Genomic DNA, 23,916 nt, shown 5'->3' with positions numbered 1-23,916 from the left:
ATAGGTTCGTTCTGCGGCATGCCCGATGTTACGACCTACCTTGCCTTCGTCGGCGCCGTGCTCGCCTATCAGCTTTCTGGTGTCGGTCCGGACATGATGCTGGTGATCAGCCGCGGCGTCGGGCAAGGCTGGCGCCACGCCCTGGCGACTGCAGCGGGCTGCGTATCGGCCGGCGTCGTCCAGATTCCATTACTGGCAATGGGGCTTGCCTCGCTGATCACATCCTCCCCATCTCTTTACAGCTTCCTTCAGATCGTCGGCGCCATCTATCTGATCGCCATCGGGATCAAATTCCTATTGGCCCGTCGGTCGGGCAAAGGTGGCGGTGCGTCTACCTTTGCCGAGACGAGCAGTATCCCAGCCGCTTTCCGGCAAGGCGTGATCTGCAATCTCACCAATCCGACGACGCTCGCTTTCATGCTGGCGGTGCTGCCGCAATTCGTTCATCCCTGGGTCGGTTCGCCTGCACTGCAGTTCATCATTCTCGGTACGACCATGAAGGTGATGGGACTGGTTGTCCTCAGCGCCGTCGCGTTGACCTCCGGCGCGGTTGGCGGCTGGCTGGGGCGCCGAGGCACGTTCGTCGTTTGGCAAGAAAGGCTGGCAGGAGCCTTGATGATCGCGATCGGCGTCAAGCTTCTCCTTGCCGCCGTGACCGGGCGGCGGTGAACGAAAGAGAGCTATTTTGACATAGAGGCATGAGGTAAAATAATACCACTAATGTTAGTCATTGAATTTAAGGGGCTTTTCGCGACCATACACCGCAACCGACGCTTGACGCGCCAAACACCCTCGCCTATAAGCCGACCCGAAGCAGCGGCCCGCAAAGGCCGCCGTTTTGTTATTGGCGGAGCGGCTCCGGTCATCCCGTCAATCTAAGCAACAAGAAACGCCTTCTCTGTCCCTCCCGGACGGGAAAGGTCAAACCTGAGAGCAAAACATGGCTACCTTTTCGCAGAAGCCTGCGGATGTGGTGAAGAAGTGGGTGCTGATCGACGCCGAAGGTCTCGTCGTCGGTCGTCTGGCCACTGTCATCGCCAACCATCTGCGCGGCAAGCACAAGCCCACCTTCACCCCGCATGTCGATGACGGCGACAATGTCATCGTCATCAATGCCGACAAGGTGGTGTTCACCGGCAAGAAATATACCGACAAGGTCTATTACTGGCACACCGGCCACCCCGGCGGCATCAAGGAGCGCACCGCGCGCCAGCTGCTCGAGGGCCGTTTCCCCGAGCGTGTCGTCGAGAAGGCCGTCGAGCGCATGATCCCGCGCGGCCCGCTTGGCCGCCGCCAGATGAAGAATCTCCGCGTCTATGCCGGCGCCGAGCATCCGCACACCGCCCAGCAGCCCGTCACGCTCGACGTGGCCAAGCTGAACTCCAAGAACAAGAGGGCCTCGTAATGGCTGAGCTTTCCTCGCTCGCAGAACTCGGCACAGTCGCCGCGCAGCCGGCCGCGCCCGTGCATGTCCAGAAGCTCGACAAGTCGGGCCGCGCCTATGCCACCGGCAAGCGCAAGAACGCCATCGCGCGCGTCTGGGTGAAGCCGGGCTCCGGCAAGATCACCGTCAACGACAAGGAATTCGCGAGCTATTTCGCGCGTCCGGTGCTGCAGATGATCCTCAACCAGCCGATCGTCGCGGCCAACCGCGCCGGCCAGTACGACATCGTCGCCACCGTCATCGGCGGCGGCCTCTCCGGCCAGGCGGGTGCGGTGCGCCACGGCATCTCCAAGGCGCTGACCTACTACGAGCCGGGCCTGCGCTCGGTGCTGAAGAAGGGCGGCTTCCTGACCCGCGACAGCCGCGTGGTCGAGCGCAAGAAGTACGGCAAGGCGAAGGCCCGCCGCTCTTTCCAGTTTTCCAAGCGCTAAGGAGCGCTTGGGGGCAAGTTCTCGAAGCGCTAAGCGCCGCGAGTCCAAGCATTTCGAAAAGGCCGCCTCCGGGCGGCCTTTTTTCGTCACCAGTGCCCGGCCGGTGTCTTTAGGTAGTCGATGAAGGCGCGCAGCGGCGCCGGCACTAGCCGCCGCCCGGGATAGTAGAGAAACGGCCCCGAGAAGCTTTGCCACCATGGCTCCAGCACAGGTTCCAGGACGCCGCTGTCGAAATATGGGCGTACCCAGTCCTCGAAGAGCCAAAGAATGCCGACGCCGGCGATCGCCGCATCGATGGCGAGATCGACGCCGCCGCCGATGCTGACGACCAATGGCCCCGTGGTATCGACCCGCACCACCTCGCCGTGGCGCTCGAACTCCCATGGCGTCATGACCCCGCTCGGGAAGCGGCCGCGCACGCAGGCATGGCCAAGCAGGTCACGCGGATGCTGCGGCCGACCGTGCCGATCGAGATAGGCCGGCGCGGCGGAGGTCGTGAAGCGCTGAGTGCGCGGCCCGATCGGCACGGCGATCATGTCCTGCTCCAGCCGTTCGTCATAGCGGATGCCCGCATCGCAGCCGGCCGCCAGCAGGTCGACAAAGTTCTCCTCCGCGATCACCTCCAGCCGGATGGCCGGATATGCAGCGAGAAATCCCGGAACAATCTTCGGCAGCACCAGCCGCGACGCACTTATCGGCACGTTGAGGCGCAAGGTGCCGGCAGGTCGGTCACGAAAACCGTTCACGACGTCGAGCGCGGCCTGCACCTCACCCAGCGCGGGGCCAAGACGCGCCAGCAGGCTGGCGCCTGCCTCGGTCAGTGCAACACTGCGCGTGGTGCGATTGAAGAGCCGCACACCAAGCTGGGTTTCCAGACGGCGGACGGCTTCGCTGAGCACTGAGGCGCTGCCTGCAGTCACGCGGGCCGCTTCGCGAAAGCCGCCGGCGCGAGCGACGGCCATGAATGCTTGGAGATCGTTGAGATCAGCCGCCATTGTTCTTATTTCCGCACAGGTCGTGCCGGTTATACCCGGTTATCAGGACAGCAGCCATCCCTTATCTCCCTCGACGACAGCGAAGGAGAGCAACAATGTCCAGTGTAGACAAATCCGGTACTTATAAACTCGGCGACCGCTCGGTGCATCGCCTCGGCTATGGCGCCATGCAGCTTGCGGGCAAAGGCGTGTTCGGCCCGCCGAAAGACCATGACGCGGCGATTGCCGTGCTGCGCGAAGCGGTGTCGCAAGGTGTGAACCATATCGACACCAGCGACTACTACGGGCCTTATGTCACCAACAAGCTGATCCGCGAGGCGTTGGCGCCCTACCCCGACAACCTCACCATCGTCACCAAGATCGGCGCCCGTCGTGGGGAAGACGCCTCCTGGCTGCCGGCTTTTACAGCTGATGAGCTCGAACAGGCCGTGCACGATAATCTTCGCAACCTTGGCCTCGAGGTGATGGACGTCGTCAATCTGCGCATCATGTTCGGTGTGCACGGTCCAGCGGAGGGCTCCATCGAAGCGCAGGTCACCAAGCTTGCCGAGCTTCAGCGCAAGGGCCTCGTGCGCCATATCGGCTTGAGCAACGTCACCCGCGCGCAGATCGCGGAAGGCCGCAAGATCTGCGACATCGTCTGCGTGCAGAACCAGTACAATCTCGCGCACAGGGACGACGACGCGCTGATCGATGAGCTCGCGCGCGACGGTATCGCCTATGTGCCGTTCTTCCCGCTCGGCGGCTTCAGCCCGCTGCAGTCGTCGACGCTCTCGGACGTCGCGGAACGGCTCGGTGCGACGCCGATGCAGGTTGCGCTGGCATGGCTGCTGCAGCGCTCGCCCAACATCCTGCTTATCCCGGGCACGTCGTCGGCCGAGCATCTGCGCGAGAATCTGGCGGCGGCAGAGCTCGAGCTGTCGGGGGCGGTGCTGCGGGAGCTGGAGGGCGTGGCGAAAGCGGCGTGATGGACGATTAGCTGATCTCCCCCCTTGTGGGGGAGATGGCCGGCAGGCCAGAGGGGGCGTGAAGGAACGCGGCGCTGCAGGATCAAGGTTCCTCGCCCCACGAATGTGGGGAGAGGTGGCTCGGCGAAGCCGAGACGGAGAGGGGAGCGCCCTACGAAGGCTCCCTCTCCGTCCGCTTCGCGGACACCTCTCCCCCACCTTTGGCGGGGGCGAGGAACCCAAGCACCGTTACGCCGGCGGGACAGCGCCCCCCTCTGCCCTGCCGGCCATCTCCCCCACAAGGGGGGAGATTGGCTGTATCCGCGCCGCCTCTAATTAATGCTCGCCGTATGCGCCGGCTCGGCTTGCTTGATGTCCGTCGTGTAAGGCACGCGATAACCATTGGCCGTCAGCCACGCGATTGCCGCCTTCGGCTCGTCGGTCTGGATGATGGTGGCGCCGCGGTCGACCCAGAAACCCCAGGCTTCGCGCGGCAGGCTGGCGGCGACGGCAAGCTCGTCGCCACGGCCGCCGGCGAGGAAGCCGCCGGGCTTGTTGACGACGGCGTAGGTGTCGGCCCAGAGGTGCCAGTCGCCCCGCGCCGCTTCTGCCCGCATGCGGGTGCTGAACAGCGGCCCGCCGGTCGACGTCAGCGTCTCGGCGCCGTTGCGCCAAGTGATCAATTCGATGGCGCGCGGCGCGAAGGCCTTGTCGACCTCGCTGGCGAAAACTGCATCATGCACGGCGTCGTCGGCAAGGATCGGCATGAACTGGAAGCCGCCGCCGGCCTGGGTAAGTGCCGCGCTCGCGGCATCGATGCGCTGCCGGTTCCAGAGATTCTCCTTGACGATCACCTGATCGGCCATGCCGAGATCGCGCGCCTCCGCGACCATGCCAGGCAGGTCGGTCACCTCCAGCTTGTTGTCGAGGTTGATCAGGATCCTGTCCCTGGTCGTCAGCAGCATCTCGCGCAGTGTCGACACGGTCTCTTTGGTGACGGTGCCCGTGCCCTCGACGACCAAACGGCATTTCTTAAGCTCGGCCAGCGTGTATTTCACCACCTCGCCCTTGCACGTGGTCGTGCGGTCGAGCCAGCTGTCATGCATGATGACGAATTCGCCGTCTTTCGCGCGCCGGACGTCGACCTCGACGATCTCGGCGCCGATCGCGATCGAGCCCTCGACCGCGGCCAGCGAATTCTCGGCATAAAGCGTCTTGCCGGCCTGCATGCTGCCGGCGCGATGCGCGGCGATCATCACATGGTCACGCCACTGGTTGGCATGCTCGAAGCGGGCGAGGATCTGGCTGGCGCGGCTTTCACCGGCTAAGCTTTGCCCCGCAACGGTGGCAAGGGCGGCGGAAAAGGCAAGGCTCAGCCAGAGTGTTCGCATCGGGGAATCGCTCCGTTCCGGGTTGGGACCCGGTTAGGCGATGCCCATGACAGCGCAGTGAACGAAGCCGGCTAGTTTTTGGATCAGATCCGCTTGGAAATGCGGCGGAACCAGGCCAGTGCCGGCATTTCGACGAAGCGCCATGTGAACCACGACGCGGCAATGACGGCGATCAACATCGCGGCCAAAGCCGCGAAGCCGATCCAGGGCGAGCCGGGGCCGAAGCCGGTCGCATGGTCACCGCGCAGCATCAGGTCGCCGACTATGCCGAGCCCGAGCTTGCGTTCGATCAGGCCGCCGACATTGATCACGCGGGCCTGGACGAAGATGTGGACCATGTAGATCGAATAGGAGAGCGAGCCGAGCAGCAGCATCGGCCGGCTGCGCAAGGCCAAGCTGACCCACCCGCCCTCATGGGCAAAGAGATAAAGCGCCAGCGCGAAGACGATCGGCGCGGCAATGCCGGCGTCATTCGTTCCCGCCACCGAAACGAACAGCGCGATCACGACGATCATCGCCAGCTCGGGCACCGTCCAGGCGAGGCGCCCTGCCCCGCCGCTCAGCGCCTGTCGCGCCTCTGCAATGGAATCGTGCTGAAACCAGGCAAGCAGCGCGCCGAGCGAGAAGCCGTAAAGACAGCGAATGAAGCCGAAATCGAAGGACACGTCCATATGACGCGTCGAGACCGCGAGCAGGAAAAGCGGCGCCGTCACGGCTGCGGCGACGAGCCATATCCAGGCGCGCTGGCCGGCGGTGAAGACTACGGCGGCGAAAAGCAGATAGGTGAAGAACTCGGCCGAGATGCTCCAGCTCGGCGCGTTCCAGCTCAGATGATCCTCAACGCCCATGCCCTGCAGAAGGAAAAGGTTGGCGACCAGGCTCTTCAGGTCGAAGCCTGCGGTGAAGGGCGCCGGGCCCGTTCCGTGAAGCGCCGGCAGCAAGAGCCGCAGCGCCTCGAAGCCGGCGAAGGCGGCGAGCATCAGGAGATGCAACGGATAGATGCGGCCGAAACGCACGAGCGCGAACCGTGCAAGGTCGTCCTGCCCAGCGAGCCGCCCGCCATAGGCGCTGGCAATGACGAAGCCGGAGAGCACGAAGAAGAAATCGACGAACAGATAGGAGCCGCCGACAAAGGCGCTCTGCGACACTATCGAGGTGGTCGGGAAATGGAACAGCGCCACCAGCAGCGCGCAGATACCGCGCCAGGAATCCAGCACCAGGAAACGCTCTCCGGCCGTCGTGCCGACACGGGTCGCGGCGGGCGCGGATGCAAGATTGAGCAAGGCAGTCTCAGCCATAATGATACAGATCCTGTGTTGCCGTGGCACTCGCCGAGCGCCGCTTCGTTTCCGCAAGCTGTGACTGGCATGTTGCGTGCCGGTTCTGTAGTTGTGGCTGCCCCGACGAAACCGAGGATTCCTAATGGCGAACAATGAGATCGACCACGCCTTCACCGCCCGCTCCAAGACGGGCGCGTCGTTCGAGCCGACCTATGCCGGCGCGCTGTCGTTCATGCGGCGCAAATATACGAAGGACGTGAAGGGCGCGGACGCGGTCGTGTGGGGCATTCCCTTCGACGCCGCCGTCACCAACCGGCCCGGCGCTCGCTTCGGGCCGCAGGCGATCCGCCGCGCCTCGGCGATCCTCGACAACGATCCGCAATATCCATTCTCGCGCGACCTCTTCGAGCACCTTTCGGTGGTGGACTATGGCGATTGCCTGCTCGACAGCGGCAATCACCAGAAAACTCCCGGCACGATCGAGCGCGAGGCGGCCAAGATCCTGAAATCAGGCGCGTTCCTTTTGACGCTGGGCGGCGACCATTTCGTCACTTGGCCGCTGCTAAAGGCGCATGCCGCCGTCCACGGGCCGCTGGCGCTCGTGCAGTTCGACGCGCACCAGGACACCTGGCCCGACGACGGCAAGCGCATCGATCACGGCTCCTTCGTCGCCCGCGCGGTGAAGGAGGGGATCATCGACCCAGATCGCTCGATCCAGGTCGGCATCCGCACGCATGCGCCCGACACGTTCGGCATCAAGATCCTCTACGGCCATGAGGTCGAGGAGATGCGCGCCTCCGATATCGCCTATGCGATCGTCGAGCGCACCGGTGGCAAGAAGACCTATCTCACCTTTGACATCGACTGTCTCGACCCGGCCTTCGCGCCGGGCACCGGCACGCCGGTGGCAGGCGGCCCCTCCTCGGCCAAGATGCTGTCGACACTGCGCCAACTCGGCCAGATCGACATCGTCGGCGCCGACATCGTGGAGGTTGCGCCGGCCTACGATCATGCCGATATAACGGCGATCGCCGGATCGATCATCGCCATGCATTATCTCGGTCTGCTGGCAGAGCGAAAGGCGCGGCTCGACGAACTGAGCAACGGCAATCATGCCGCGGCAAATCACGCCTACGGCATATGACATTGGAATCGCGAGGAATTTGGCAAGGGATGAAACCGAAAATCTTCATTGACGGCGAACACGGCACGACAGGCCTGCAGATCAGGGCGCTGCTGGCCGACCGTGACGACCTGGAGATCATCTCCATCCCGACGGAACGCCGCAAGGAGACTGCCGCCCGCGCCGAGATGCTCAACGCGGCGGATGTCGCGATCCTTTGCCTGCCGGATGCGGCGGCCAAGGAAAGCGTGTCGCTGATTACGAACGATACGACCAAGGTGATCGACGCCTCGACCGCGCATCGCGTGGCCGAGGGGTGGGAGTATGGCTTCGCCGAAATGGACAAGGACCAGGCGAAGAGGATCGGCAGCGCGAAACGCATAGCCAATCCGGGCTGCTGGCCGCAGGGGCCGATCGCGACGCTGCGGCCACTGGTTGCGGCGGGCCTGCTGCCTGCCGACTTCCCGGTCACCGTCAACGGCATTTCCGGCTATTCCGGCGGCGGCCGCCCGATGATCGAGGACTATGTCGGCAAGGGCGAGGACGCGCCCGAGTTCCTACCCTACGGGCTGACGCTGCAGCACAAGCATGTGCCGGAGCTCCGCACCTATGCAAAGCTGTCGCACGACCCGATCATGCAGCCGGCGGTGGGCAATTTCGCGCAAGGCATGATCACCGTGGTGCCGCTGCAACTCGGCGGTCTCGACCGCGTGCCGACTGGCGCCGAGCTTCACGCGGCGATTGCCGACCATTATGCGTCGATCGATGGCGGCGTGGTCGAGGTCGCGCCCTACACCCATATGGAGCGCATGCCGGAGATCGATCCGGAGATCTATAACGGCACCAACCGGATGAAGGTCTACGTCTTCGCCAATGATGAGAGGGCGCAAGCACTGCTGATGGCCGTCTACGACAATCTCGGCAAGGGCGCGTCGGGCGCCGCGGTGCAGAACCTCGACCTGATGCTCGGCATCAAGCACTGAGCGGTCGTGAACCTGGAGCTTGCTACCGCCGAGGCGATCCGCAAGGTTCGCCTCAGCCTCTGACGCGTATATCGGTCGGCAGCGGATAGGCGCCCTTGGTGCCGCGCCAATGCGCGGCAGCGAAGCCAAGCAACACAAGCGCGATCGTCTGATGCGTCAATGCCATGTGCAGCGGCACCTGCATCATTAGCGTGCCGATGCCGATCGAGGCCTGGACGACCACCAGCGCGAACAGAAGCGTGGCCCGGCGGGCATGGGTGGTGCCAGGCTGGCGTCGCCACGTCGCGATCATATGCCAGAGCGCCACGACAAAGATCGTATAAGCGCCCACTCGGTGGACGAACTGCACCGTCTTCGGGTTTTCAAAGAAGTTCAGCCAGGCCGGCTTCAGAAGAAGCAGATCGGAGGGGATCACCTTTCCATCCATAAGCGGCCATGTGTTGTAGGAAAGGCCCGCATGCAGCCCCGCGACCAGCCCGCCGAGATAGATCTGGATCAGCGCCAAAAGCACTATGAAGCCGGCGAGCCGCTGCGTCGACCGGTCGGCGGCGGGCTCCGAATGCGGCGCCAAGCCTCGCGCCACCACCATTGTCGCCGTGAAGATCAGCGCGGCAAGCGTCAGATGCGTCGCCAGCCTGTATTGGCTGACCGAGACGCGGTCGACCAGGCCCGAAGCCACCATCCACCAGCCGATGCCGCCTTGCAGTACACCAAGCAGAAGGATGCCGACCAGCTTCGACCCAAGGCCTCGTTCGATGCGGCGCGTCGCCCAGAAGAACAGCAGCGGCAAGGCAAAGACCACCCCGACGCCGCGCGCCAGGATGCGGTGCGCCCACTCCCACCAGAAGATCGATTTGAAATCCTCGACGATCATGCCCTTGTTGATCTCGGCATATTGCGGGATCTGCTGGTAGCGCTGGAACTCTTCCTGCCATTCGGCGTCGTTGAGCGGCGGGATGACGCCGTGTATCGGCTGCCACTCAGTGATCGACAGACCCGAGCCGGTGAGACGAGTGGAACCGCCGACCAGCACCAGCGCGACCAGCACGAGCAGCACGACGTAGAGCCAGCCGCGCACCAAAGCGCGGTTGTGCAGGTCGCGGTCGCGTGTGGCATAGGGGGCTGTGGCGGTGATGGCAGCCATTTCGCATTCCCGGCGGTTGAAACGCGAGATTGGTGGACCAAGGCCGCTCAACTGGCAAGACTGGACAGCGCGGCACGCCGTCGCGCCGGGTCGCGACGGTTGCGCGCTCTTGTCATTCGGCCTAAGCGGGGCGGGTCAACGGAACCGCGACATGCCCATTCGCCTGAAAAAGCTGATCGGAACCATATTGCTGGTGGCGCTGGTCGTCATCTACGCGCTGATCGCCTCCGCCGTCGCGGTCACCAGGCTCGCCGAATACGGGCCCACGGCGCATCTCCTGTTCTTCCTGCTCAGCGGCTTTCTCTGGGTTCTGCCGGCCATGGCCATCATCAAATGGCTGATCATCGAGCCGCGCCCGAAGGGATGAACCTTGCCGGCGTCAGGCAAGCGTGAAGCAGGCCTAGACCGTAACGACCATCTTGCCTGCATTGGCGAGCGGCGTCGTGATGCCGGACAGCATCGTGCGGATATGCGCAAGGCTTTGATAGCGGCCATTGACGGAGATGCGCGGCAGCGCGTGCAGGAAGCCGGCATGCTCGGCGCGCAGCACACCATGCCGCGTGGTCACCGCCGAGGCATAGCCTGCGTCACGGGCAAAGCCCACCTCGCGGCAGCTGACGGCGCTGGCATAGCCATAAGGGTAAGCTAGATGACGCGGCTCCTCGCCGAGTTTTTCCGCGAGGACGCGGCGGACGTCGCCGATCTCATGGCGCGCATCGGCCTCGGACAGCCGCTTCAAGTTCCGATGATTGACGGTGTGCGCACCGATGGTCACCAACGGGTGCGCGGCCATGATGCGAAGCTCATCCCAGTTCATCAAGGTGCATGGGCGGCCCGAGCCGATTTTGAACCCAGTCGAACGGGCGAGCTCGCGCAGCGCTGCGCCCTGCTCCTCCTCGGGGACTTCCAAGGTCAGCCAGGCGTTCAGCCGCGCGACGGCCTGGATCTTTCGGCCTTGTGTCGAGCAATCGATCGCCGTCGACTTGCCCCCCATCGTCAGCGTCAGGCGCGAGCTGGTGTCGACGATGTCCTCGATCACGTCCCACCAGAGATCGACGGCGCCGTCGATCAGGCCGGGGGCGACGTAGATGGCGATCGGCGCGCCGTGTTTTTCCAGGATCGGAAGCGCCTCGGTCATGTTGTCGCGATAGGCGTCGTCGGCCGTGATCGTGGCGAACTGGCCGCCTTTCCCGCCCGTCTTGATGCGTTCGATCGCCTCATCAAGGGAAACAAAGGCATAGCCACGCCCCTTCATGTCCGAGATCAGCTTGTCGAGGAAAGTGGGAGCGATGTTCAGATGCCGATTGACGCTGTTCGGCTTCTCCGGTGTCGCGGTGACGCGGTGCAGCATCAGGATAGCGCCGATGCCGCCGACAAACGGCCGCGCCAGAGGAGCAAGGCCGGAGTAGCGGGCAAGGTTCAGCGCCAGCTTCCGGATTGCATCGCCCCCGTCGATCATTCCTTCACCTTTTGCGCCTAGGCTTATTCAAGCAAGACATTCGCCTATGCGAACCCCAGGTTGCAACCAATACGTCTTAAGGATTGAGGGATGGTTGACGCCACCGCGTCATTTGATGGCAATCGGGTCGCGGCCAACGAGGCTTCCGCGCGCCCGGTGCGAGCCGACCGGGACCGGTGGATTGCGACCGCAAGCGGCGGCACCGGTGTTGCCGACTATGTTCAATTCTGCGCCTCGGCGCTGTTCGCGCCGGCGCAAAGCGCATTTTGGGTGAGCAACTGGGCGGCCGCGACCGGTGGCGACATGGTTGTCGCGACGCTGTCCTGTGATGGCCGCCCGGCGCTGTCGCTGGCCCTGGAGATCGTGGGGCGCGGCCCGTTCAAGGTTGCCCGTTTCGCCGGCGGGCGCCACGCCAACGGTAATTTCGCCGCCGCCGACCCGCGTTTCCTGCCTTCTATCGAAGGCCAGGCGATCCGCTCGATGTTCAAGGCAATCGGGCGGGCGCGGCCGGATATCGACCTGATCTCGCTTGAAAGGCTGCTGCCAGACCTCGACGGCGTCGCCAACCCGCTGACCGCGCTGCCCGGCTTTCCAAGTCCGAACCTCGCGCTTGCGGTCGATCTCGGCGGCGGGTTCGACGCGCTGCTGTCGCGCGCGAGCGGCAAGCGCAAGCGCAAGAAGCACCGCTCGCAGACGCGCAAGTTCGAGGCGGTCGGCACCTTCCGCCGCATCGAGGCCCGCACCCGCGAGGAGGTCGACAGGCTGCTCGATGCCTTCTTCGAGATGAAGGAAGCGCGTTTCGCCAAGATGGGCATCGCCAATGTCTTCGGCGACAGGCAAGTACGCGACTTTTTCCGGGCGCTGTTCGCCGATGCGCTGGCCGAGGAAAAGCCGCCCTTCCTGCTGCACGGCTTGGATGTGGCGGGCAAACTGCGCGCGGTGACCGGCTCCAGCCGGTCCGGCAAGCGGCTGATCTGCGAGTTCGGCGCCATCGCCGAGGACGATCTCTCGTCCGCCAGCCCGGGCGACTTCCTGTTCTTCGACAACATCCAGGAAGCCTGCGAGCTTGGCTTCGATGTGTATGACTTCTCAGTCGGCGACGAGCCTTACAAGCGGCTCTGGTGCGACATCGAGGTCCAGCATTTCGAGGTGCTTGCGCCGCTGACGCTGAAGGGCCGGGTGCTGGCGGCAGGGCTGCGGCAAGGCGCGCGCGCCAAGGCCTTCATCAAGAACAACCCGACGGTCTGGAAGCTGACCAAGATGCTGCGCCGCAAGGCTGCCGGACAGGCGGCGCCTGTCGCGGCCGAAGACGACAGCTAGGCCTGGTCAGAGTCGCACAATCGCCGTCGTGTTCCCGGCGCGATGCGCGCAAGCGGGACCTGAGTGACTCAACGGAACCTATCGAGCGCCGGGAGGTTTTCGCACCCAGAAGGAGAATGGCCATGGCTAAGTGCGACCAGTGCGGCAACGACTATGACAAGGCATTTCTTGTGAGCCTGGGCGGGCAAACCTACACGTTCGACAGCTTCGAGTGCGCGGTCCAAAAGCTTGCGCCGACCTGCCCTCACTGCAGGGTGCGGATCATGGGACATGGCGTCGAGCAGGGCGATGTCATCTATTGCTGCGCGCACTGCGCCGGGCAGGAAGGGGCCAACGCTCTGACCGATCGCGCGCCGTGACAATCGCGATTCCGCTGCCCCTTCAGGCCACGCGAGAATGCCTTTCCGAACGCGCCCTTGACCGCGACCCTGCGGCAGGCGTTCAGTTCTGGAGCGGTTGCACCGTTTCACGGAAACGGCGAGCCGCGCTGTCTCTTTGTCTTTGACGCAATTCCAGCCGGAAGGCTGCGGCGGGGGCCGGCCTAGGGTTCACGGTTCCGCTCTCGATCATCCACGCACGAAAAATGCGCAGCGCGAAGCATCAAAACTAGGTGCCTCGCCACCGATGTAAAGTGCAGGAGTCGCCGAGAAATGCCGCGGTTCGCCCTTGTAGCTAAGAATTGCCTCGGGGCTGAGCCGTGTCCCATTCGTCGCGGTGCCGGCCTCCGGTCTTATGCGGCCGACCGGCGTCGGGGCGATGGGTCTCCCGGTTCATGGCCGACCGGTGTGACCAGTGTCAGGTTGGGATAGCCGTTCTCGATCAGCTTGACCGCGGCCTGCGTCACCTGGTCGTCGGCCTCCAGCATGGACAGGAAGACTTCGGTGCCGTCACCGACCAGGCGGCCGATGCCTTGCGCGTCGGCCGGGCCGCATTCGACCACGACGAGATCGTAGGCCGTGGTCAGCGACTGCATGATGATCGGCAGCCGATCGGCGGCGCGCATCGCGCGGACGGGGTCGGCGGTGCCGACCGGAATGACATGCGCATCCGAATAAAGATCGGGGTGGATGACGTCGCTGAACTGCGCTTCGGAAGCGAGCAGATTGGTGATGCCCGGGAACAGGCTCGAGTCCAGCATCGGCCGCGACGCCGCGCCCGATGCTGTGAGGTCAAGCAGCAGCACGCGCAGGCCGGCGTCGGATACTTCACGCGCCACGAGCACGGCGGAGGCGGCCGCCTCGTCGCCTTCCGGCGATACGAAGATCGCGCGCGCGGCGCCGGAACCGATCAGCTTCTCGGCAGCCCTGTCGACATCTATCTCGCCGAGCCTGGACGGACCCGGCTTGGGTTCCGGCTCGGGCATTGGTTGCTCTGCCGCAACGGTGTCGGCTTCAAATGTCTCATTCTGCGCGATCGGCGGCTGTCTCTCCGGACGTCGCTCGCTGGCCGTGGACGTCTCATAGGATGCGAAAGAACTGTGGTCGTCCTCGATTTCGGCTACAACCGGCTCGGTGCGCGCAGCGGGCATCGCCACCTGCTCGATATCGGTGAAACGGGCGCCGGCGGCCGGACGCATGGCACGGCCCGAGAACAGCTCGCCAAGCAGCGTGCCGATCGCCATCAGCAGCAGCGAAGCGGCCGCGGCGGCCCCGGTGATCGGCCCGATCTTCGGAAAATAAGGTTGCGACGGCACTTGGGCCTGCGCGATCAGGCTCGCCGCCACAGGCGAGTATCTGCGATCCTTGCGCGAGGCTACCGCATTGTAACTGGCCATATAGGATTCAAGCTGTTGGCGCTGAACGTTCGCGTCGCGCTGCAAGGCATCCAGCTGCACCTGCTGCTCGCCAGCGCGCGCTGACGCGGCCTTCAAGGTGTTGACGTCCGCGATCAGCTGATCCTCGCGGGCCTTCGCCGTCTGAGCCTGAGCCGACAACCCCCGGATGATCTTTTGCGCCTCGTTGCGAATCTGGCCGTCGAGGTCGGCAAGCTGCGACTTCAGCGCCCGGATGCGCGGATGGTTGTCCAGCAGGGTTGTGGAAAGATCGGCGATATTGGCCCGCAGCTCCACTTGGCGCTCGCGCAGGCGCTGGATCAACTCGGAAGACAGGACCTCCGGCACGCTATCCAGCGAACCGCCATTCCGCAGCGCCCGGCGCACGCTCTCGGCACTCGCCTCGGCGGCGGCGCGGCTGGCGCGCACACGCGACAATTCGCTCGACAGCTCAGAGAGCTGCTGAGTCGGAAGCACCGAATTGTTGCCGCCCATCAGCAGGTCGGACTGGGCGCGGAACGCGGCGACCTTGGCCTCGGCATCCCTCACGCGATTCTGCAGATCGGCGATTTCCGGCGCCAGAAAGTTGGTCGCGGCGGCGTTCGATTCGAGCTTGGCGTCACTCTTCGAGGCGATATAGGCCTCGGCAATGCCATTCGCGACCGCTGCGGCAAGCTTGGGATCCTTCGAGGCGAACTCGATCGCGATCGCGCGCGTCTTTTCAACGGCGTAAACATTGAGCTTGTCGTGCATGGCGTTCAGCACACGCTCGTCCGGCGGGATATCGAAGGGATCGCTTTTCAAGCCGACGAGCACAAGCACACGCCCGAGCGACGACATTTTCAGCGTTTCGTCGAACTCCGGCAACTTGTCCAGGTTGAGCTTGGTCGCCACCTGCTTGAGGATGTCGGGCGAGGAAATGATCTGGACCTGGGTGGCCACGCCCTGCTCGTCGAGAATCGGCTTATCGTCGTCGTTGGTGCCCGGTGGCCGCGTGTATTCCGATTCGCGCGAGCCGATCTCCAGCTTGGCTGTCGCCTTATAATAGGGCGTCGCGAGCCAGGCGAAGGCGAAGGCCAGCCCGGTGACCAAAAGCGTGACAAAAACAATGCGCAGCCAGTTCCTCGCCAGGCTGGCGAAGAGCTGTCTCAGATCGACATCGACGTCTGCGGCCGCTGACTGAACGGACATGCATCCTGCTCCGAGCTTTGAGTCGAAGCTGGACCGTAAAGAACTATGGTAACTCACCCGTTAAGATCAGAATGAATGCTTATTAGAGGGCACTCAAAGAAGATTGCTCGAAAGCAATAGAACAATTGGGCTTTTTACCGATCTCCGCTCTCCCGGACCGCGCTCCTTTACCGCCCATTAACCCTAACAGGATGATAACGGTCGCACTTTCCTGGGGTTGTGCCGCGGCTTGCGGCAAGAGCGATGAAGGTTCCTGGCCGGTCATGAAAAGCACTGCTTCCCTCTTTCGCGCTTTGCTTGCCCTGTCGCTGCTCACCGGCTGCTCGAGCTACCGCCCGACACCCGCCGCCTTTCATGAAGTGCTCGATCAGCCCTACCGACTCGGCGCCGGCGACCGCGTCCGTGTCACGGTGTTCGAGCAGGACGGGTTGACCAACACCTACAGCGTCGACCAGTCCGGCTATCTGTCCTTTCCGCTGGTCGGCGCGGTGCCGGCGCGCGGCCACACCGCGCAGCAGTTGGAAAAGGCGATCGCCGACAAGCTGCGCCAAGGCTATCTGCGCGATCCCGACGTTTCGGTCGAAATCGACCGCTACCGGCCGATCTTCGTCATGGGCGAAGTGGGCGCTGCCGGGCAGTATTCCTACGTGCCGGGACTCACCGTGCAAAAGGCGGTCGCCATTGCCGGCGGCTTCACGCCGCGCGCCAATCAGGAGAGCGTCGACATCACCCGCGATATCAACGGCAAGGTGATGACCGGGCGGGTGCTGACATCCGATCCACTCCTGCCCGGCGACACCGTCTACGTCCGCGAACGGCTGTTCTGAAAAACCGTCGTGGCGGTGAACCTCAGGATCGTGCACTGCTTTCGCTCACCTGTCGGAGGAATCTTCCGGCACGTGCGCGACCTGACCGAGGCGCAGGTCGCCGCCGGCCATGCGGTGGGAATCGTCTGCGACTCGACCACCGGCGGCGACTATGAGGAGCGCTTGTTCGAGGCGATGAAGGACAGCCTCGCGCTCGGCATCCATCGCACGCCGATGCAGCGTCATGTCGGGCCGGGCGACCTCGCCTCGGCCTGGCGCACCTATCGAATCATCCAGGAATTGCGGCCGGACGTGCTGCATGGGCACGGCGCCAAGGGTGGCGCCTATGCCCGGCTGTTCGGCTCACTGTTGCGGGTATCAAGGTTTCGCGTTGCCCGCCTCTATTCGCCGCATGGCGGCTCCCTCCACTATGACGAAACGACGGCGATGGGAAAGCTGTTCTTCGGCCTGGAGCGCTTCATGGCGCGCTTCACCGATTGCCTGCTGTTCGTTTCCGACTACGAGCGCAACACCTATCGCCGCAAGGTCGGCGAGCCGCCCATACCCAACACGCTTGTCTATAACGGCCTGCGCGCCACCGAATTCGAACCGGTGACGGCGGCGGCGAATGCCGCCGATTTTCTGTACATCGGCATGATGCGCGACCTGAAGGGCCCGGATATCTTCATCGATGCGCTGGCTATGGCCGGCGACGAGCTCGGACGCCCCTTAAGCGCCGTGATGGTCGGCGACGGCGACGACCTGCCGCGCTACCACGCGCAAGTGGAGCGACTCGGCCTGAAAAGCCACGTCCGATTCCTGCCGCCCATGCCGGCAAGAGATGCTTTCGCGCAGGCCGAGATGATCGTCGTGCCGTCCCGCGCGGAGGCGATGCCCTATATCGTGCTCGAGGCTTTAGCCGGCGGCATGCCGATGATCGCGACCGCGGTCGGCGGCATTCCGGAAATCTTCGGCGAAGGCTCCCCTGCCCTGATCCGCCCCGACGCATCCCAGCTCGCCGCCAAAATGGGGACGGCGCTCAGCGATTTTGACGGCTATCGAAAACTGATGCCGCAAGCCGATGAGCTGAAGGCCCGATTCGGTGCGGATGTCATGGCCGCCGATATCGAGAAGGCCTATTTCGCGGCACTGAACAAATAGGCCGCGGGCCGCAACAACTCCAAAACCACCGGTTGTTTCAAGGCTTTCTTAGCTCTCTTTTGCTATGCAGTTGCGCGAAGCTCGCGGACAGTTCCCATGAATGAGATCGACCCCGCGCACCGCTTTTCCATGGATGCGGTGCGCAACTACGATGCTCCCGCCGATGGCGAAAAGCCTGGCGGCATCAACGATGTGGCGCGCCAGGTCGCTTCGCAATACCGGCGTGATACCATGTCGCCGATCATGGTCAGCGGCGTGCTGCGCATGGTCGAGTTCGCGATGCTGTTCCTGTCTGGGCTCGGCGTCTATTTCTACTATGTCGGCTTCTTCAGCTATCTGGCCTGGCAGTATCCGTTGGCGATCGCGGCTACGTCGTTCCTGGCCGTGGTGCTGCTCGACGTGACCGATTGCTACCAGATTGCGGCGCTGATGCGCCCCCTCGCGAATTTCGGCCGCGTGCTGCTGGTCTGGGCCGGCAGCTTCGCGCTGATGGCGCTCACCGCCTTCGCCATCAAGGCGTCGGAAGACTATTCGCGCCTGTTGTTCGGCACCTGGTTCGTAGCCGGCTTCGCGCTGATCTTCGGCCTGAGACTCGTGATGTCCAGCCTCATCCGGCGCTGGGCGCGCGACGGCCGCATGGAGCGCCGCGCACTCATCGTCGGCGGCGGCAAGGCGGCCGAGCAGCTGATCCGCTCGGTCGAGAAGCAGCCCTACAACGACATCCGCATCTGCGGCATCTTCGACGACCGCAACGACAAGCGCTCGCCGCCGATCGTCGCCGGCTATCCGAAGCTCGGCACCATCTCCGAGCTCATCGAATTCGCCCGCATCGCGCGCATCGACATGCTGATCGTGTCGTTGCCGCTGACCGCCGAATCGCGCGTCTTGCAGCTTCTGAAGAAACTCTGGGTGCTGCCGGTCGATATCCGGCTTTCGGCACATTCCAACGCGCTGCAGTTCCGGCCGCGCGCCTATTCCTATATCGGCTCGGTGCCGATGCTCGATATCTTCGACAAGCCGATCAACGACTGGGATTCGGTCGCCAAGCGCGCCTTCGACATCGTCTTTTCACTCATCGGGATCATCGTCTTCTCGCCGGTGATGCTCGTCACCGCGATCGCCATCAAGCTCGACAGCAAGGGCCCCGTGCTGTTCAAGCAGAAGCGGCACGGCTTCAATAACGAGATCATCGAGGTCTACAAGTTCCGTTCGATGTTCACCGACCGCTCCGATCCGACCGCCAAGCAGACGGTGACCAAGAACGATCCGCGCGTCACCCGCGTCGGCCGCTTCATCCGCAAGACCTCGATCGACGAGCTGCCGCAGTTCTTCAACTCGCTGTTCGGCTCACTGTCGCTGGTCGGGCCGCGCCCGCATGCCATCGCCGCGCAGTCGCACAACCTTCTCTACAACGAGGTGGTGGACGGCTACTTCGCCCGCCACAAGGTCAAGCCCGGCGTCACCGGCTGGGCGCAGATCAACGGATGGCGCGGCGAGATGGACACCAACGAAAAGATCCGCATGCGCACCGAATACGACCTCTATTACATCGAGAACTGGTCGATGCTGTTCGACCTGCGCATCCTGTTCCTGACGCCGATCCGCCTGCTCAACACGGAAAACGCCTATTGAGCGCCATCGCCAGTGAATTGCCGCCGCAGGCGGTTAACGCCAAGCTGATCTCGCTGATCGCATCGGCTGCGATCGGCGTCGGCATCCTGCTTTCCGGCTTCGTCATCAGCGAGCCGGCGCCCTATGAAATCTACATGGCAGGGCTGATCGCGGTCTGGGCGCTGTTCGGCCTTCGAATTTCGCGCGCGATCGTGCCCCTGCTGGTGCTTCTGGTGGCGATGAATATCGGCGGCATGATCGCCATGACGCAGATGGCCGACCTGGCCAACACGCCGCTCTATCTCGCCGTTTCGCTGTTTTTGGCCTTCAGCGCGGTGTTCTTCGCCTCGGTGACCTCGGTCCAGCCGAGCCTCTACCGGCTGATCTTCATCGCCTATGTCTTGTCGGCGGTGGCGACGTCGCTGCTCGGCATCGCCGGTTACTTTCATGCCTTTCCGGGCGCGGAAATGTTCACCAAATACGACCGCGCCGCCGGTGCCTTCCAGGATCCGAACGTGTTCGGGCCGTTCCTGGTGCTGCCGGGCACCTATCTGCTCTATCTGCTCTTGACCGGCCCGGTGTCGCGGATGCCGTTTCTGGCGGTGCCGCTGCTCATCATCACCGCCGGCATCTTCTTCTCGTTCTCGCGCGGCGCCTGGGGCATGTTCGCCGTGTCGGCGGTGCTGCTCACCGCCTGCCTATTCCTGCAGAGCGCCAGTGGCAAGTTCAAGCTTCGCGTGGTGGTGATGACGATCGCGGCCGCGGCGCTGCTGGTCATCGCCCTCATCGTCATCCTGCAGTTGCCTGGCGTGTCGGACATGTTCACGCAGCGCGCGCAGCTTGAGCAGAGCTACGATTCGGCGCGGCTCGGCCGCTTCGCCCGCTATTCGATCGGCTTCCAGCTGGCGATGGAGCACCCGTTCGGCATCGGCCCACTGGTCTTCGGCACGATCTATGGCGAGGACACGCACGACATCTGGCTGAAGGCGCTGATGGATTATGGCTGGCTCGGCTTCGTCTCATTCCTGACGCTGACGCTATGGACGATCGGCGCCGGCTTCCGCATCCTTCTGCGCGACCGGCCGTGGCAGCCCTATCTGCTTTGCGCCTATGTCGCCTATCTCGGCAATATCGGGCTGGGCACCTTCATCGACATCGACCACTGGCGTCATCTCTACCTGCTGATGGGTCTGGTCTGGGGCGCGATCGCGCTGGAGTACCGGCACCAGCGGGAATTGCGGCTGGCGAGGTCTGCATCCCTGCCTGCAATTTCACCTGCGCGATAGGCACCGAATTCGGTTGACCCGCACCGCCTTATCACGATACATCGCCACCCGGTCCGGAGTGTAGCGCAGCCCGGTAGCGCACTTGACTGGGGGTCAAGGGGTCGTCGGTTCGAATCCGGCCACTCCGACCATTTGAAAGAGAACTTCCCCCCAAGTTCTTAGGTTGAGCCGAAGGCTTCCGCTCCTTGGGCAACCGTTTGGTCCAAAAACAGCTTCTCGTTGATTTTAGAGTAGTTCCGCGACTTATCGGCAGAAGCTTGGGGGCTGTCACGCGAGCGGAAGATCTATCTGGCCAGGAGGCCGAAGAACAAGAAGATCGTTGTCCGTCCGCCAGTGGGGCATGCGGTGCGCTTCTTCATCGGCGATCAGAATCGTCGACGCAGTGACGTGCATGGCGCCGAGCAGCGCCTCCGTTCTCCCCATGGCGCCGGGCGCTGACACCGGCGTGGAGCGTTAACGGATTTGTTAATGCGGCTCGGCGTATAGGATTCGAAGCAGTATCGACAGTTCTGAGCACCGCTTCGCGCTTACAGCAACGGCACTCTGTATGAAACCGAAGCCTTCTTCAGCGGGATCGAGCCTCACACAGCTGACCAGCTTGCGATTTTTCGCCGCTCTCTATGTGCTTGCCTTCCATTCGGCAGACATTGACGGAGCGCCGCCCCCGATCGCCAATTTTGTGCAGAACGGCTATCTGGGCGTCTCGTTCTTCTTCCTGCTGTCCGGCTTCATCCTAACCCATTCCTACTTCGACAAGATGTCTGACTGGTACGAGGTCCGTCAGTTCGCCTTAGCGAGGTTTTCCAGAATTTATCCAATCTATCTCCTTGCCCTTATTGTGGCTCTGCCGCTGACAAGCATGCCTTTGGATCACCCGCTTGCATCCGTGGCGACACTTGGCCTTGTTCAGGCCTGGGGCGCACCAACGACAATGCTCGGATTCTTCTGGAATCCTCCGGGTTGGACACTCTCGATCGAGTTCTTTTTCTATCTTGTGTTCCCGTTATTGCTTCCCGTCCTTTCAAGGCTTACGACCGGAGTCCTGTGGATCAGCCTGGCAGCTTTGGTGCTGATTTTCGTAGTTATGTGTCTGCCGGGTCTCGGACCGACCGGCTACCTTGCGTTCGGCTGGATGAAGCTGGTGCCTCTCCCGCTGCTGAGGCTGCCCGAATTCATGACCGGCATCATTTGCGCTCTGCTGTTTAGGGCCGGCGCGTTCGATCGCTTCCGCAGCGACCGGGCAGCCATTCTGGCCATGGCGTTCACGGTTGCCACGCTTGTCGCGACACGCATGGTGACGACAGGGGGTTTCGCGGCGATCGGCTTTGTCGCGCTGATTGCGACATGCGCCGTGAATGACGGCAAGACCCAACGCGTGCTGTCGTACAAGCCGCTCGTGCTGCTGGGCAATGCAAGCTATGCCCTCTACATCCTGCAAATCCCGGTGCGAAAGTGGATTCCGGTGCTGTTCACCGGAGAATGGGATTGGGTCGGAAGTCTTTTGTACCAGCCTTTGCTGGTCGTTATCTCGGTCGTCGTTTTCATTCTGGTGGAGGAACCTGCCCGCAAGCACCTGCGCTCCTCAATTCCGCAGCGAGCGAGCCCTTCCGTCGCATGATTCAAGCGCCATGCGCCGTGAGCATGCGGCGCGCGCTTTCCTCGTCGGTGATCAGGATGGTCGGCGCAATCAGGTTCATGGCGCCGAGCAGCGCCTCGGTCTTTTCCGCGCCGCCGGAGGTGAGGATGCGGATCGGCGCCTTGCGCAGGCGGTCGACATCCACCGACATCACATGGCTGTTGACGGGATGGTCGACCAGATCGCCATTGCGGTCATAGAAATGGAACAGGAGATCGCCGACGGCGCCGCGCGCAAGCAGCGCCTCGCGGTCCGCTTCCTTCAGGAAGCCGCCGCGCGAGAAGGTGGTGGCCGAAGCGATCCCGCCGACGCTGAGCAGCACGGCGTCGAGCGCATCGGCCATCTCAAAAATCTCCTGCAGGCCGCAGCGCTCGACCAGCGCGATTTTTGTCTCGACGCTGTCCACGACCGCAGGCGTCGGCATCAGATAGCCGTCACCCTGGAAGATCTGGGCGAAGCGCCAGGCGAACTCGGCCGGGTTGACCCGGCGCGCGACGCCGACGCCGCCAAGCAGCGAAATCACGCTGAAATCGGTTAGCGATTTGGCGCTGATGAAGGGCAAGGTGTTGAACAGCGTCACGCCCCAGCCGACGCCGACCCGCATGCCGGATTTCATCGCGTCGGACAGGAACATGCCGGTCTTGGCGGCGATTGCCGGGATCGGGTCGGCATTGGGATCGGTGAGCGGCGCCACCAGCGCCTGCTGCAGGCCAAAGGTCCGCTCCAGCGCGCGCTCCAGCCGCACGATCTCCAGGAGCTCGCTCTCGATGGTGATCTTCACCTCGTTGCGCGCCCTCGCCTCCGCCAGCATGCGCACGATGGTAACGCGGCCGACGCCCAGCACGTCGGCGATCTCGTTTTGCGTCATCTGTTCGACGAAATACATCCAGGCGGCGCGGATCCTGAGGCGGTCAGTCCGGCTTTCGCTGACGACCTGCTCGGATGCCTCGGCCGCCGCCCTGCCGTTTTCTGGTTCGCCCTGCCGTCGCCTGCCCAATTTCCCCTCCAACCCCGGCGGTGACACCTCGCCGATTCTGCATGCTGGTTAAATATCGCCTATTGATCTACCAAGCGAGACGAACAATCTAGAGAGGGCGGCTGACGCCCAAAGCCGTGACCGGCTTCAGCATTTCGAGGCAATTGGCGATGCTGCGACAAATTTCGGAAGACGTCCGCGCCAACCTGAAGGACCGGCTTCGGGAGCTGCGCGACGCCATCCGCCAGAACCGCCACGACAGCGCCGGCGACCCCGCGCACGATCTCGCCGGCAATTTGCCTCCTTTCCCGGGCCGTAGCCTGCTCGGCCATGCCGCGAGCGCCGTCGACGAGGCGCTGACGATCGCCGAATCCTTCGTACCGCATTCCCGACCGCTCAAGGTCGACGGCACGACCGTCAAAAGCCTGCGGATCTATTTCCCGCACGGCGATGAAGACCGGCAGATCGGCGGCGAGCGTCAGTTCAGGCGCGACATGTATTATCTGACCCGCACGGTCCTTGCCGGCTACGGAATCGACAATCCGCGCGTCCACGAGGCGAGCTTTTCCGCCGTGCATGTCGCAATGCGCAAGCGCTACGCGGACCTCCTGACCGGCGCGACGACGGACGCGGCATCGACGGACCAGGTCGCGGCGGCCTGCGCGGCTCTCCTCGTCGAATGCCTCAACCACCGCCCGGTTCAGTCTGGCGAGACCGGTCCAGGCCCGGCGATAGCCAGCGACCGATCACTCGACATCAGGTGCCTCGCGCCCGTGGTGCTTGCCTGCGGACTGGCGACCAAGGCAGACGGCGGCACGCCCGAGCCCGACATTCTCGAGATCGCAGTGCTGGCGGCCCAAGTGCGGGAGGATCGCATCCGGCAGGCTTGCGTCCAAGCCAATGCCGTCCAGGAACTGACACCCATATTCGCCACCCTGCTCGCGCATCTGACGTAACCGCC

Annotated in this window: 22 protein-coding genes and 1 tRNA gene; 16 read left to right on the top strand and 7 right to left on the bottom strand. The window is 63.6% G+C overall.

What is annotated here, in order from left to right:
- Positions 1-93: 93 nt before the first annotated feature.
- The 3 genes from LB538_RS12685 to rpsI all read left to right on the top strand — a co-directional run bounded on the left by LB538_RS12685 (position 94) and on the right by rpsI (position 1,875).
- Positions 94-669, top strand: a complete 576-nt coding sequence (locus LB538_RS12685) for a LysE family translocator (RefSeq protein ID WP_224530570.1) — start codon at positions 94-96, stop codon at positions 667-669.
- A gap of 271 nt (positions 670-940) precedes the next feature.
- Complete coding sequence (gene rplM, locus LB538_RS12680) at positions 941-1,405, top strand: 50S ribosomal protein L13 (RefSeq protein WP_040983169.1); 465 nt, start codon at positions 941-943, stop codon at positions 1,403-1,405.
- Positions 1,405-1,875, top strand: a complete 471-nt coding sequence (gene rpsI / locus LB538_RS12675; RefSeq protein WP_040983171.1) for a 30S ribosomal protein S9 — start codon at positions 1,405-1,407, stop codon at positions 1,873-1,875. Before rplM ends, rpsI begins: the two co-directional genes overlap by 1 nt.
- Positions 1,876-1,961: 86 nt before the next feature.
- Here the strand turns inward: rpsI and LB538_RS12670 are convergent, their stop codons facing one another.
- Positions 1,962-2,870, bottom strand: coding sequence for a LysR family transcriptional regulator (locus LB538_RS12670; protein WP_224530571.1), 909 nt, complete (start codon positions 2,868-2,870; stop codon positions 1,962-1,964).
- Between the two features lie 95 nt (positions 2,871-2,965).
- Here LB538_RS12670 and LB538_RS12665 point away from each other — a divergent pair, with 95 nt between their 5' ends.
- Positions 2,966-3,838 carry an aldo/keto reductase family oxidoreductase gene (locus LB538_RS12665; protein WP_224530572.1) on the top strand — a complete coding sequence of 291 codons (873 nt, stop codon included), beginning with the start codon at positions 2,966-2,968 and terminating at the stop codon, positions 3,836-3,838.
- Positions 3,839-4,149: 311 nt separating this feature from the next.
- Here LB538_RS12665 and LB538_RS12660 read toward each other — a convergent pair whose 3' ends face one another.
- Together LB538_RS12660 and LB538_RS12655 are read right to left on the bottom strand one after the other, a co-directional pair.
- Entirely contained in the window at positions 4,150-5,208 is a 1,059-nt protein-coding gene (locus tag LB538_RS12660; protein ID WP_224530573.1) for a glycerophosphodiester phosphodiesterase family protein, read from the bottom strand.
- Between the two features lie 83 nt (positions 5,209-5,291).
- Positions 5,292-6,506, bottom strand: a complete 1,215-nt coding sequence (locus LB538_RS12655) for an acyltransferase family protein (RefSeq protein WP_224530576.1) — start codon at positions 6,504-6,506, stop codon at positions 5,292-5,294.
- 124 nt (positions 6,507-6,630) lie between these two features.
- On the opposite strand from LB538_RS12655, the gene speB reads away from it, so the two are divergent.
- Positions 6,631-7,632, top strand: coding sequence for an agmatinase (speB, locus tag LB538_RS12650; RefSeq protein ID WP_140842756.1), 1,002 nt, complete (start codon positions 6,631-6,633; stop codon positions 7,630-7,632).
- 29 nt (positions 7,633-7,661) lie between these two features.
- On the top strand, positions 7,662-8,594 hold the full coding sequence (gene argC / locus LB538_RS12645; RefSeq protein ID WP_095767641.1) for an N-acetyl-gamma-glutamyl-phosphate reductase: 933 nt from the start codon (positions 7,662-7,664) through the stop codon (positions 8,592-8,594).
- Positions 8,595-8,646: 52 nt separating this feature from the next.
- On the opposite strand, the gene LB538_RS12640 is transcribed toward argC, so the two are convergent.
- Positions 8,647-9,738, bottom strand: coding sequence for a COX15/CtaA family protein (locus LB538_RS12640; protein WP_224530579.1), 1,092 nt, complete (start codon positions 9,736-9,738; stop codon positions 8,647-8,649).
- 151 nt (positions 9,739-9,889) lie between these two features.
- Between LB538_RS12640 and LB538_RS12635 the strand changes: the two genes are divergently transcribed.
- Positions 9,890-10,105, top strand: a complete 216-nt coding sequence (locus tag LB538_RS12635; RefSeq protein WP_040999884.1) for a DUF2842 domain-containing protein — start codon at positions 9,890-9,892, stop codon at positions 10,103-10,105.
- Between the two features lie 33 nt (positions 10,106-10,138).
- Here the strand turns inward: LB538_RS12635 and LB538_RS12630 are convergent, their stop codons facing one another.
- Positions 10,139-11,197 (bottom strand): polysaccharide deacetylase family protein, encoded by a 1,059-nt coding sequence (locus LB538_RS12630; RefSeq protein WP_224530582.1) that lies wholly within the window; start codon positions 11,195-11,197, stop codon positions 10,139-10,141.
- 90 nt (positions 11,198-11,287) lie between these two features.
- On the opposite strand from LB538_RS12630, the gene LB538_RS12625 reads away from it, so the two are divergent.
- The gene (locus LB538_RS12625; RefSeq protein WP_224530585.1) at positions 11,288-12,517 is read left to right on the top strand and encodes a GNAT family N-acetyltransferase; all 1,230 of its coding nucleotides are present in this window, start codon (positions 11,288-11,290) and stop codon (positions 12,515-12,517) included.
- 122 nt (positions 12,518-12,639) lie between these two features.
- On the top strand, positions 12,640-12,876 hold the full coding sequence (locus tag LB538_RS12620; RefSeq protein WP_073989633.1) for a hypothetical protein: 237 nt from the start codon (positions 12,640-12,642) through the stop codon (positions 12,874-12,876).
- A 371-nt stretch (positions 12,877-13,247) separates the two neighbouring features.
- On the opposite strand, the gene LB538_RS12615 is transcribed toward LB538_RS12620, so the two are convergent.
- Positions 13,248-15,479 carry a GumC family protein gene (locus LB538_RS12615; RefSeq protein ID WP_224530588.1) on the bottom strand — a complete coding sequence of 744 codons (2,232 nt, stop codon included), beginning with the start codon at positions 15,477-15,479 and terminating at the stop codon, positions 13,248-13,250.
- A 263-nt stretch (positions 15,480-15,742) separates the two neighbouring features.
- Here LB538_RS12615 and LB538_RS12610 point away from each other — a divergent pair, with 263 nt between their 5' ends.
- The 6 genes from LB538_RS12610 to LB538_RS12585 all read left to right on the top strand — a co-directional run bounded on the left by LB538_RS12610 (position 15,743) and on the right by LB538_RS12585 (position 21,961).
- Positions 15,743-16,306: a polysaccharide biosynthesis/export family protein gene (locus LB538_RS12610; protein ID WP_095767646.1), complete on the top strand. Its 564-nt coding sequence runs from the start codon at positions 15,743-15,745 to the stop codon at positions 16,304-16,306.
- 9 nt (positions 16,307-16,315) lie between these two features.
- Complete coding sequence (locus LB538_RS12605; RefSeq protein ID WP_224530592.1) at positions 16,316-17,446, top strand: glycosyltransferase family 4 protein; 1,131 nt, start codon at positions 16,316-16,318, stop codon at positions 17,444-17,446.
- Between the two features lie 96 nt (positions 17,447-17,542).
- On the top strand, positions 17,543-19,078 hold the full coding sequence (locus LB538_RS12600; protein ID WP_140842742.1) for an undecaprenyl-phosphate glucose phosphotransferase: 1,536 nt from the start codon (positions 17,543-17,545) through the stop codon (positions 19,076-19,078).
- Positions 19,075-20,343 (top strand): O-antigen ligase family protein, encoded by a 1,269-nt coding sequence (locus LB538_RS12595; RefSeq protein ID WP_224530596.1) that lies wholly within the window; start codon positions 19,075-19,077, stop codon positions 20,341-20,343. Before LB538_RS12600 ends, LB538_RS12595 begins: the two co-directional genes overlap by 4 nt.
- 54 nt (positions 20,344-20,397) lie before the next feature.
- Positions 20,398-20,474 (top strand) — tRNA-Pro (locus tag LB538_RS12590).
- Between the two features lie 416 nt (positions 20,475-20,890).
- Positions 20,891-21,961, top strand: a complete 1,071-nt coding sequence (locus LB538_RS12585) for an acyltransferase family protein (protein ID WP_224530599.1) — start codon at positions 20,891-20,893, stop codon at positions 21,959-21,961.
- Position 21,962: 1 nt separating this feature from the next.
- Here LB538_RS12585 and LB538_RS12580 read toward each other — a convergent pair whose 3' ends face one another.
- Complete coding sequence (locus LB538_RS12580) at positions 21,963-22,976, bottom strand: sugar-binding transcriptional regulator (protein WP_224530602.1); 1,014 nt, start codon at positions 22,974-22,976, stop codon at positions 21,963-21,965.
- 149 nt (positions 22,977-23,125) lie between these two features.
- Here LB538_RS12580 and LB538_RS12575 point away from each other — a divergent pair, with 149 nt between their 5' ends.
- Positions 23,126-23,911 carry a hypothetical protein gene (locus LB538_RS12575; RefSeq protein WP_224530605.1) on the top strand — a complete coding sequence of 262 codons (786 nt, stop codon included), beginning with the start codon at positions 23,126-23,128 and terminating at the stop codon, positions 23,909-23,911.
- Positions 23,912-23,916: the final 5 nt, after the last annotated feature.

Source organism: Mesorhizobium sp. Ca11 (assembly GCF_020165275.1).
Classification (GTDB): domain Bacteria; phylum Pseudomonadota; class Alphaproteobacteria; order Rhizobiales; family Rhizobiaceae; genus Mesorhizobium.
The sequence above is the reverse complement of the archived record's forward strand: the minus strand, read 5'-3'. Positions and strand labels throughout refer to the sequence as shown.

Coding starts and splice junctions, on each gene's coding strand:
- LB538_RS12685 (WP_224530570.1), top strand. CDS start 94: ATGATGCTGGTGATCAGCCGCGGCGTCGGGCAAGGCTGGCGCCACGCC.
- rplM (WP_040983169.1), top strand. CDS start 941: ATGGCTACCTTTTCGCAGAAGCCTGCGGATGTGGTGAAGAAGTGGGTG.
- rpsI (WP_040983171.1), top strand. CDS start 1,405: ATGGCTGAGCTTTCCTCGCTCGCAGAACTCGGCACAGTCGCCGCGCAG.
- LB538_RS12670 (WP_224530571.1), bottom strand. CDS start 2,870: ATGGCGGCTGATCTCAACGATCTCCAAGCATTCATGGCCGTCGCTCGC.
- LB538_RS12665 (WP_224530572.1), top strand. CDS start 2,966: ATGTCCAGTGTAGACAAATCCGGTACTTATAAACTCGGCGACCGCTCG.
- LB538_RS12660 (WP_224530573.1), bottom strand. CDS start 5,208: ATGCGAACACTCTGGCTGAGCCTTGCCTTTTCCGCCGCCCTTGCCACC.
- LB538_RS12655 (WP_224530576.1), bottom strand. CDS start 6,506: ATGGCTGAGACTGCCTTGCTCAATCTTGCATCCGCGCCCGCCGCGACC.
- speB (WP_140842756.1), top strand. CDS start 6,631: ATGGCGAACAATGAGATCGACCACGCCTTCACCGCCCGCTCCAAGACG.
- argC (WP_095767641.1), top strand. CDS start 7,662: ATGAAACCGAAAATCTTCATTGACGGCGAACACGGCACGACAGGCCTG.
- LB538_RS12640 (WP_224530579.1), bottom strand. CDS start 9,738: ATGGCTGCCATCACCGCCACAGCCCCCTATGCCACACGCGACCGCGAC.
- LB538_RS12635 (WP_040999884.1), top strand. CDS start 9,890: ATGCCCATTCGCCTGAAAAAGCTGATCGGAACCATATTGCTGGTGGCG.
- LB538_RS12630 (WP_224530582.1), bottom strand. CDS start 11,197: ATGATCGACGGGGGCGATGCAATCCGGAAGCTGGCGCTGAACCTTGCC.
- LB538_RS12625 (WP_224530585.1), top strand. CDS start 11,288: ATGGTTGACGCCACCGCGTCATTTGATGGCAATCGGGTCGCGGCCAAC.
- LB538_RS12620 (WP_073989633.1), top strand. CDS start 12,640: ATGGCTAAGTGCGACCAGTGCGGCAACGACTATGACAAGGCATTTCTT.
- LB538_RS12615 (WP_224530588.1), bottom strand. CDS start 15,479: ATGTCCGTTCAGTCAGCGGCCGCAGACGTCGATGTCGATCTGAGACAG.
- LB538_RS12610 (WP_095767646.1), top strand. CDS start 15,743: ATGAAAAGCACTGCTTCCCTCTTTCGCGCTTTGCTTGCCCTGTCGCTG.
- LB538_RS12600 (WP_140842742.1), top strand. CDS start 17,543: ATGAATGAGATCGACCCCGCGCACCGCTTTTCCATGGATGCGGTGCGC.
- LB538_RS12585 (WP_224530599.1), top strand. CDS start 20,891: ATGAAACCGAAGCCTTCTTCAGCGGGATCGAGCCTCACACAGCTGACC.
- LB538_RS12575 (WP_224530605.1), top strand. CDS start 23,126: ATGCTGCGACAAATTTCGGAAGACGTCCGCGCCAACCTGAAGGACCGG.